At 41.3% G+C, this 223-nt stretch carries 1 protein-coding gene; it reads right to left on the reverse strand.

From position 1 onward, the window contains the following. On the reverse strand, nucleotides 1-223 hold a 223-nt coding region (locus WFH04_RS18245), incomplete at both ends, for a transposase (protein WP_336825748.1).

Genomic DNA, 223 nt, shown 5'->3' on the forward strand with positions numbered 1-223 from the left:
TTGTTATTAATCCCTTCCAGAAAACCATTGGAATACTTGAAGCCGAAACTATTTAAGATTTCTACCTGCCAGTTTTTGAACGTTTGAATGGCTCTTGAAAACGCTGGAATATTGGCTTTCTCTACCTTACGGTAAAAGGCTTCTAGTCGGCTTTTCACTTCCGCTATCTCCTCTGTGTTCTTTGCCCAGTCGAACCAGTCACAATAGGCCTCTTTCAGTTCAT

Origin of the sequence: Sporosarcina sp. USHLN248, assembly GCF_037144575.1 — a bacterium.
GTDB lineage: Bacteria > Bacillota > Bacilli > Bacillales_A > Planococcaceae > Sporosarcina > Sporosarcina contaminans.